Consider the following 8,903-nt stretch of genomic DNA (forward strand, 5'->3'; position numbering starts at 1 on the left):
TGTATAAGAGACAGGGCCCCAGCGCTCCACCAGCTCGGCGGCGGTGCCGCTGGTGGCGTTGGGGCCGGCGGCAAAGGTCACGTCGCGCGGGTCGCCCGGCACCTTGGCGCGGTCGAGCAGCCGGCGCAGCCGTTCCTCCGCGCCAGGACGCAGGGCGGTGTCGGCCTCCGCCAGCAGATGGGCGATGGCGGCGCGGTGGGCGTCGTCGATGGCCGGGACGACGCCGTGATCCAGCGCCCACAGGGCCATTTCCGGCCCGCGCCCGTCCGCTGCCACCGGGAACAGAGCGCCGCCCGCGTGGAGGAAGGGCTCCAGCGCGGCCAGCCGCTCCGCTTGCGGGGTGTCGTCCAGGCCGTAGGAGGCGTCGAGGATCACCCGCCGCGCTGGCGGCGGCGGGTCGAAGGGGAACAGGGCCGATTCGTCGGAATGATCGCCCATGTAGAGAATCCCGCCATCCTCCGTGCCCAGGTGGATCCACACCCCGCCCGGCGCGTGGCCGGACCGCCCGGTGGTCACCGGCACACCCTGGATCTCCACGGTCCCACGGATCGGCAGCGGCAGGGCCGCCACGGTCGGCGGCAGGAGGCGGGCGGCCAGCGGCGTGGCGTAGACCGGCGGGCTGCCGACCCGGTGGCGCAGGCCCAGGGCGCCGGCATGGTCGCCGTGGGTGTGGGTGATCAAAATGGCGTCCACCCGCCCTGCCCCGCTCAGCGGCGGCAGGCACCCGGCGTCCGGCCCCTCACCGAGGTCGAGCAGAAGCCGCGCCCCGCCGACCATCGCCAGGAAGCAGGCCGGCCCCTTGCTGCCCAGCCCCGACAGGGCGCGCAGCCGAACCTTCTGTCCACGCCCCGTCATAGCCCCCGTCATCGCAGCGTCACTTGACATCACGCCCCCGTTCCGCACTGTGCCTATCCCTCGCCGCCTTCCTGAATAGCGCGACTTCCGGTGCCATGACCACTCAGACTCCCGCCTTGCTGATCGACGACGCCTCCCGCCACTATGCCGGGACGCCCGCCCCCGCGGTGGACGGCGTGACCATCGACGTGGCGGCGGGGGAGTTTCTCGCCCTGCTCGGCCCGTCGGGCTGTGGGAAAAGCACGCTGCTGCGCATGGTCGCCGGGTTCGAGCGGCTGGACGGCGGGCGCATCACGGTCGGCGGCCGCACCTTGTCCGGCCCCGGCACCCACGTCCCGCCGGAGGAGCGGCGGATCGGCCTCGTCTTCCAGTCCTACGCGCTGTGGCCGCACATGACGGTGGCCGGCAACGTCGCCTACCCCCTGGAGACCGCCCGCGTTCCCCGCACGGAGCGGGAGCAGCGGGTGCGCGCCGCGCTCGACACGGTGGGGCTGTCGGGCTTCGATGCGCGCCACCCCGCCGAATTGTCGGGCGGCCAGCGGCAGCGCGTGGCCCTGGCTCGCTGCCTCGTCATGAGTCCGGAGCTGGTGCTGCTGGACGAACCGCTCGCCAACCTAGACGTGCATCTGCGCGCGGCGATGGAGGAGGAGTTCGCCGACTTCCACGCCAAGACCGGCGCCACCATGGTCTACGTCACCCATGATCAGGCCGAAGCGATGGCTCTGGCAACGCGCATCGCCGTGCTCGATCACGGGCGGCTGGCCCAGGTGGCGGCGCCCCGCACGCTCTACCGGGAACCGGCGACGCGGATGGTCGCCGGCTTCGTCGGCCAGGGCGCGGTGGTAGACGGCGTGGCGACGGGTGCGGTTGCGGACGGCCGCGTGCGGGTGCGCCTGTTCGGGGCGGAGGCGCTGATCCGCTGCCGCCCCGGCCAGCCGGAGGGGCCGGCGCTGGTCTGCCTGCGCCCTGAGGACCTGGAGCCGGCGGCGGACGGACCCATCGCCGCGACGGTGGTGCGCGCCGCCTACAAGGGCGGCTTCGTGCTGGTGGAGGCCGAACCGCAGGTCGCGCCGGGCGTGCGCCTGCTGCTGCGGGTGTCCGGCGACGCGCAGGTGGCGCCGGGCGAAGCGCTGCGCCTTGTGGTGCGCGACGGGTGGGTGGTGCCGGAAGGGGTGTGATCACCCCCGCCAGGGAATAATCCCCGCCGGCAGCCGCCGCCCCAGCCAGCCGACCGCCAACAGCACCGCCACGACCACAGCGATCGTCACCACGCTCAGCGCCGCGGCGAGCGTCGGGCTGCCGCCCTCCTCCAGCGCGTAGACGACGACGCCCAGCGTCTCCCGCCCCTGCGACCACAGCAGGATCGACACGGTCAGCTCGTTGAAGGCGGTCAGGAACACCAGCACCCCGCCCGCCGCCGCCGCGGGCGCCACCAGCGGCGCCACGATGGTGCGCAGGCGGCGCAGCGGGCCGGCGCCGCAGGCGCGCGCTGCCTCCTCCATCGCCGGGTCCAGCGCGGCGCAGGCGGCCTGGGCCGGGCGCAGGGCCAGTGACAGGAAGCGCGCCAGATAGGCCGCCAGGATGATCCCCAGCGTGCCGTAGAGGCTGACGCCCAGCAGCGGCAGCGGCTTCAGGAAGACCAGGATGCAGCCGATGGCCAGCACCACGCCGGGCACCGCGTGCGGCAGTTCGATCAGCACACCGACAGCGCGGACCAGCCGCCCGCCCTTTCCCGGCCCGGCCATCGCGTGGGCCAGCGGGATCGCCAGCAGGATCAGCAGCAGCGCCGCCACCCCCGACAGGACGAACGAGTTGGTGAAGGCCCGCCCCACCTGATCCAGCCCCAGCACCGTCGCGTAATGCGCCAGCGTCGCCGTCTCCGGCCCCAGCGGCAGGCCGTAGACACGGATCAGACTGGTCGAGGCCAGCGCCGCCAACGGCGCCGCCAGGATCAGCGCCACCACGGTCCAGCAGAGGATTTCCAAGGGGCGCCGCGCCCGGCCCAGCCGCAGCACCGCCGCGGGCGCCGAGCCGCCGATCACCCGCGCGTCCACCCGCGCCTGGAGCGCCATCTGCGCGGCGATGCCGACGCAGGCGATGGCGCCGATCAGCACGGCCAGCACCGCGACCTCCGGCAGCACGGACGGCCCGAAGCCCGCCAGCCGCCGGTAGATCAGCGTCGGCAGCACCGGAATTCCCGCTGGGATGCCGAGCAGCGCCGGAACCCCGAAATTGCCCAGCGCCGCGACGAAGGACAGGGCCAGACCGGCGGCCAGACCCGGCAGGCTGAGCGGCAGGACGATGGTGCGCAGCACCCGCCCGCGCCGGGCACCGGCCGCCTGCGCGGCCTCGACCAGATCGCGCGGCACGGCGCGCAGGGCGGCGCGCAGCGCCAGGAAGACCAGCGGCGCGTGCTCGATCCCCATGACCAGGATCATCCCGGCGGAGGAATAGACCGGGTTCGGCGTGCCCGGCGCCGGGGCGAGGCCCAGCGGCTTCAGCAGCGGGCTGCCCGAGCCGGCGAGGTGAATCCACGACAAGGCCACGATCTGCGCCGGGATCATCAGCGGCAGGATCAGGCAGAAGGCCAGCGCCGTCTTGCCTCTCAGGTCGGTCATGCCGCAGAGCAGCGCGAAGGGCACGCCGAGCGCCGCCGCCACGACCGTGGCCCCCGCCGCGATGGTAACGCTGTTCCCGGTGGCGCGCCACGTCATCTTGGACGTCAGGACGCGGGTCAGCGCCGTCAGATCGCCCGTCGCCATCGGCCCGGCAACCTCCCACACCAGCCGCAGGATCGGCAGCAGGACGATCAGCCCGGCCAGCGCGAACAGCAGCGGCGCCCCGGAAACGGAAAAACGACCGGCGGCGTGGAAAGGCCGCCGGTCGCTGAAAGTGGCAAGACTCATTTTCAATCGCCGGATGGGCTCAGCCGCCGAAAAGGTCGGCGAAGTCCTTCTTGTTGGCCTCGTCGTCCTTCAGCGCCTTGGCCGGGTCATAGGGCATCAGCGAGATGAAGGAGGTGTCCGGGAAGCCGGCCGGCGGCGCCACCCCCGGCAGCGCCGGCAGGAAGCCCTGGCGGGAGGCCAGCTCCTGCCCCTCCTTGCTCAGCAGGAAGGCGATGAAGGCCTTGGCGGCGTCGGGATTCTTGCTGGTGTTCAGGATGGCGACCGGCTCGGTCACCGCGCTGACGCCCTCCTTGGGGAAGACGAAGGCGACCGGGGCGCCCTTGGCCTGCTCGCGGATCGGCAGGTAATCGACGATGACGCCGTACAGCTTCTCGCCGCTCGCCACCGATTTCAGGATGCCGCCGTTGCCCTTGGCCGCGGTGGTCCCGTTCGCCTGGAGCTTCTCGTAGAAGGCCATGCCGAGGTCCGGCTGCTCCTTCACGGCGGCCATGTGGATGGCCGCGGCGCCGGAATAGAGGGGGCTGGGCATCACGGTGGTGCCCTTGGCCTCCGGCTTCAGCAGGTCGAGCCAGGAAGAGGGCTTCATCGGCGCCGCCGTGTTGTAGGCGATGCCTGTGGTGATCAGCTTGGTGGCGAACCACGTGCCGTCCGGATCGTGGGTGCCGGGGCGGTAGCCCTGGACCGGCGCGTCCTTGTAGGCCAGCAGGCGCTTCTCCGCCTTCAGCGACTCCATGGTCACCGCGTCGGCGATCAGCAGCAGGTCGGCCTGCGGGCTGCCCGCGGCGATCTCGGCGCGGAGCTTGTTCATCAGCTCGGTCGTGCCGCTGCGGACCCACTCGACCTCGACGCCGGGGTTCTTCGCCTTGAAGGCGTCCACCGTCTGCTTCGCGTCGGCTTCGAGCTGCGAGGTGTAGAGGACCAGCTTGCCGGCCGGCCTGTCCGTAGCAGCGTGGGCGGGCAAGGCCAGCAGAAGCGCGCCGGCGGCGGCGGCGATGGTCGTCCCGATGGCGGCGAACGCCGCGGCGAGGTGTGTGCGCTTGGCCTTCATGTCTCCCGTTTCCCTCTCTGGTCGCGTCTCCGCCGGTCCGAAGCCCCCACTGGATTGCCCCGGCATGCGGACGAAGGCCCTTGTTTACGCCAGAACCATGACAGCCGCGTGACGGCGGCCGTTCCGGACGGTCGTCAGCGTCATACCCGATTGAGGCCGCTCAGGGAAAGGGGACGCCCTGCGGAGGGAGGGTCGACGGAGGCGGATTCCTCCTTGCCGACGGCCAGCGCGTTGCGGGTGGCCTCCAGCCGGTCGGCGGAGCGCGCCACGGCGTTGGCGCTCTTGCGCAGGCGGTACAGGCTGCGCACCATGCTGTCCACCGCCGCACCGCGGAGTTGGGCGGCGCGGGCTGCGGACGCGTTCTCTTCGCCAGGCACGGCGTGCAGGGGTACCGGCTTCGTCACCAGCAGGGTGGAAACCTCAAGCCGCATGGCGTTGTCGCGGACCGCGTGCACGCGGTGGACGAGATCGGCCAAAGAGATGTCGCGGCACAGGCCACGACACCACAGGGCGCCGGTTTCCGACCGCATGCAGAATCCGCAGCCCGTTTCCTGGCGCCACAAGCGCTTTGCGGTGTGTACCGGCATGCTCCACCTCGTTGGTCCGACCCCAGCAAAGCGCCGGAAGGGGTCATGAAGCAAAGCGTCTTTGGCAATACTGCTCTGTGGGGAGGCCGCAACGCCCCCTCTTCGAACGGAGTCGCGCGAAGGGCTTGGAAGACAAGCCGTTTGGCAGCACCCTTAGGACGACAGCCCAAGCGACAGGAGCGCGGACCGTGACCAGCGAAGCCCCCGACCGGCCCATCCTTCAGATCGAATATTGCCGCCAGTGCCGCTGGATGCTGCGCGCCGCCTGGATGGCGCAGGAGCTTCTGACCACCTTCGAGGAGGAGTTGGGTGGCGTCACCCTGATGCCCGGCACCGGGGGCATCTTCGAGGTGCGACACGGCGCGGCGGTGGTCTGGTCGCGCAAGGCGGAGGGCCGTTTCCCCGACATCACCGAACTGAAGCAGCGGGTGCGCGACCACATCGCCCCGGACAAGCCCCTCGGCCACGCCGACCGCAAGCGGCCGGCGGACCCGTGAGGACAAACGTTTAGCGAACGGCCTTCACGTCGGTGACGGCCACCGTCTGCTTGGGGGGCGCGGCGCCGAAGCCCTGCTCCAGCAGTTCGGCGACCTCGCGGTCACGGGAGGCGGCGGTGGTGCCGCCCAGCACGACGGCGACCAGACGCTGGCCGTTGCGGCTGGCGCTGCCGGCAAGGTTGAAGCCGCTGAGGTTGATGAAGCCCGTCTTGATGCCGTCATAGCCTTCGACCCGGCCGAGCAGCCGGTTGTGGCCGGGCACCACCGTGCCGTTCCAGTCGAAGCGCGTGCGCGAGAAGTAGGCGTATTCCCGCGCCGGGCGGGACACGATGGCGCGCGACAGGCGGGCCATGTCGCGGGCGGTGGTGCGCTGCTCCTTGTGCGGAAGACCGGAGGCGTTGCGGAAGGTGGTGCTGGCCATGCCCAGCGCCTGCGCCTTCACGGTCATCATCTCGGCGAACTGTTCCTCGCTGCCGCCCAGCGCCTCCGCCAGCACGACGGCGACGTCGTTGGCCGACTTCACCGTCAGGGCGAGGATCGCGTCCTCCACCCGGATGGTCGAGCCGACGGCGAGGTTCAGTCGCGACGGCTTCTGGTTGGTGGCGTGGCGCGACACCGGCAGTTCCTGGTCCAGGCGCAGCGTGCCCCGCTCCAGCGCCTCGAAGGTCAGGAGCAGGGTCATCATCTTGGTCAGCGACGCCGGGTAGGTCAGCGTGTCCGCGTTCTCCGAATCGAGGACCCGGCCGGACTGCGCGTCCATCAACACATAGGCGTGGACCGGCCGGAAGATGGCGGCACCCGCCACGGTGCCGGCGGCGGCCCCGGCGGCGACGCGCCCCGCGCGGCGCGCCTTGCCGGTGCGATGGACGGCGGCCTTGCGGACGGCGGCCTTCTGGGTGGCCGATTTGTGGACGGCGGCCTTGTGCACGGCCCGGACGGCGGCGGGCTTCGCCGCAGTCTTGGACGCCGCGGCCTTCTGGGGCGCAGCCTTGGCGGCCGTCTTGGCGGTGAGCTTGGGCGCTTGCTTGTGCACCGTCTCCTGGGCCGCCTTGGCGAGGGCGTCCACAGGGTTGAGGGCAACGGGCGTGGCGACGGCAAGGGACAGAAGCAGCGGCAGGACGAAACCGTACGGCGAACGCGGCATGATGGCGACCGGATGGAGAGATGGTCGCCTCCTGTACCCTGAAAGCGGTTAACAAAAAATGTGTCGAATCTTCGGCGCCTTGTGTGATTTTGCGGTCCCGGCGTGAGCGGCGCCATTTACCATTCGATCACGCACGGTTCTCCCGTTGCCTGTGTCCCAGCGGCAACTCTGCTGTGCACATTGTGGCACAGAAGCATCATCCGGCGCGATGTCACTTGTGCCGCGCCGCCGCGGGCGTCAGATGTCTTATGCCGAAAGGGCGCTGGTTCCCGCGTGTCGTCCGTGCGACCTCACGTATGGACAGAGCCTTTCGTTAGCCGTCTGTTCATCGCCGCGTGGGATGCTTCGATTATGCTGACGACCATTCGCACCTGCGCCCGGCCCGCCCTCGGAGCGAGGGTCGCCGCGTGCCTCCTCGCCGGGCTGCTCGCCCTGCCCGCGCAGGCCGCGCCGTCCACCGCTTCGGGCACCTCCACGGGCCGGGATGTCGTGGGAACCTGGATCGCGCGGATCGACCAGCGCGCTGCCGAACTGGAAGCCATGCCCCGCGTGCAGCAAACGCGCGTGGGCTATGGTTCCGTTCTGAAGAAGGGCGACGGCGGCATGGTCGACGTGGTCGCACCCGGCCCCATGCGCCCGTCCGACGTGCCGGAGGGCACCGCCCCCGCCGCCGGGACGGCGCCGACGGTCGTCGTGACCCCGCCCGCTGAACCGATCCCGCAGGCCGATCCGTCGGCAACGCCCGGCAACGCGCTCAGCGGAACGGCGACGCCCGGCACGGTGGTGGAGGTGCTGCCCCCGCCCCCGGCCCTGGCCATCCAGGTGCGGGCGCGCACCGCCGACCGCGTCGGCCGCCTGTCCACCCGGCTGATCGAGCTGGGCTTCCTGACCCAGGAGCAGTGGACCGAGACCTTCGACGACACGCTCGAAGTGGCGGTCCGCGCCTTCCAACTGTCCGAAGGGCTGATGCAGGACGGCAAGGTCGGCGAAGTCACGCGCCAGGCGCTCGACCGCACGCCCAAGGAGGCCGCCAAGCTGATGCGCGGCGCCACCGCGTCGATGCGCGCCTTCCAGGCGTCGGTTCCGGACACGGTGATCCTGGTCAACCTGCCCAGCCAGACCGTGTCCTTCATCGAGCGCGGCAAGCTGAACTTCACCATGCGTGCCGTGGTCGGCCGCCCGTCGCGCCAGACCCCGCTGCTCCAGGACCGCGTCACCAGCGTGACGATCAACCCCACCTGGACCGTGCCGCCGACCGTTCTGGTCGAGGACAAGCTGCCGGTGCTGCGCAAGAAGGGCAACACCGGCATCAAGGACGCCGTCGTCTATCTCGACGGGGTCGAGGTGGTGCCGGAAAGCATCAACTGGTGGCAGGTGACGCCGGAGCGCATCCGCATCGTCCAGAAGCCCGGCGACGACAACGCCCTCGGCCGCTTCCGCTTCAACCTGACCAACGGCGACGGCATCTTCCTGCACGGCACCAACGACCCGCGGCTGTTCGAGCGCGACCTGCGCGCCGCCAGCTCCGGCTGCGTGCGGCTGGCCGACGCGCGGATGGTCGCGGAAACCCTGCTGCGCCCCGCCAAGCTCGACTCCGCGGCGATCGAGCGGCAACTCGACAGCGGCAAGACCAAGACGGTCTCCCTGCCCAACGCCGTGCCGGTCCGCTTCGTCTACTGGACCTCTAGCGTGGAGACGGACGGCACCGTGCGGGTGCATCCGGGCATCTACGACGACGTCCCGTCCAGCCCGTCCACACCGTCGGCCAGCCAGGCCCCGGCCGCCGCGGGAACCGTCTCGGCCCCGCGCCGGGTGGAGCCGAAGCCCTGTCTCTTATACACATCTCCGAGCCCACGAGACTATAAC

The 8,903-nt window shown here is 71.2% G+C and carries 8 protein-coding genes; 3 read left to right on the forward strand and 5 right to left on the reverse strand.

What is annotated here, in order from left to right:
- Positions 1–885 (reverse strand): MBL fold metallo-hydrolase (locus Q4I23_RS27140; RefSeq protein WP_498528267.1); only part of this gene is annotated, 885 nt, incomplete at its 3' end.
- 65 nt (positions 886–950) lie between these two features.
- Here Q4I23_RS27140 and Q4I23_RS27145 point away from each other — a divergent pair.
- Positions 951–2,033, forward strand: coding sequence for an ABC transporter ATP-binding protein (locus Q4I23_RS27145; protein WP_498528268.1), 1,083 nt, complete (start codon positions 951–953; stop codon positions 2,031–2,033).
- Here the strand turns inward: Q4I23_RS27145 and Q4I23_RS27150 are convergent, their stop codons facing one another.
- The 3 genes from Q4I23_RS27150 to Q4I23_RS27160 all read right to left on the reverse strand — a co-directional run bounded on the left by Q4I23_RS27150 (position 2,034) and on the right by Q4I23_RS27160 (position 5,339).
- A complete protein-coding gene (locus tag Q4I23_RS27150) occupies positions 2,034–3,761 on the reverse strand; it encodes an ABC transporter permease (protein ID WP_498528269.1) in 1,728 nt (575 codons plus the stop codon).
- A gap of 19 nt (positions 3,762–3,780) precedes the next feature.
- Complete coding sequence (locus tag Q4I23_RS27155; protein ID WP_498528270.1) at positions 3,781–4,809, reverse strand: ABC transporter substrate-binding protein; 1,029 nt, start codon at positions 4,807–4,809, stop codon at positions 3,781–3,783.
- A gap of 140 nt (positions 4,810–4,949) precedes the next feature.
- On the reverse strand, positions 4,950–5,339 hold the full coding sequence (locus Q4I23_RS27160; protein WP_454017598.1) for a hypothetical protein: 390 nt from the start codon (positions 5,337–5,339) through the stop codon (positions 4,950–4,952).
- Positions 5,340–5,584: 245 nt separating this feature from the next.
- Between Q4I23_RS27160 and Q4I23_RS27165 the strand changes: the two genes are divergently transcribed.
- Positions 5,585–5,893 (forward strand): Rdx family protein, encoded by a 309-nt coding sequence (locus Q4I23_RS27165; RefSeq protein WP_498528271.1) that lies wholly within the window; start codon positions 5,585–5,587, stop codon positions 5,891–5,893.
- A gap of 10 nt (positions 5,894–5,903) precedes the next feature.
- On the opposite strand, the gene Q4I23_RS27170 is transcribed toward Q4I23_RS27165, so the two are convergent.
- Complete coding sequence (locus Q4I23_RS27170; RefSeq protein ID WP_498528272.1) at positions 5,904–7,037, reverse strand: D-alanyl-D-alanine carboxypeptidase family protein; 1,134 nt, start codon at positions 7,035–7,037, stop codon at positions 5,904–5,906.
- 351 nt (positions 7,038–7,388) lie between these two features.
- On the opposite strand from Q4I23_RS27170, the gene Q4I23_RS27175 reads away from it, so the two are divergent.
- Positions 7,389–8,903, forward strand: a 1,515-nt coding sequence (locus tag Q4I23_RS27175; RefSeq protein WP_498528273.1) for a L,D-transpeptidase family protein, incomplete at its 3' end; no start/stop codon positions are given.

Source organism: Azospirillum sp. UFLA03-27 (genome assembly GCF_059803775.1).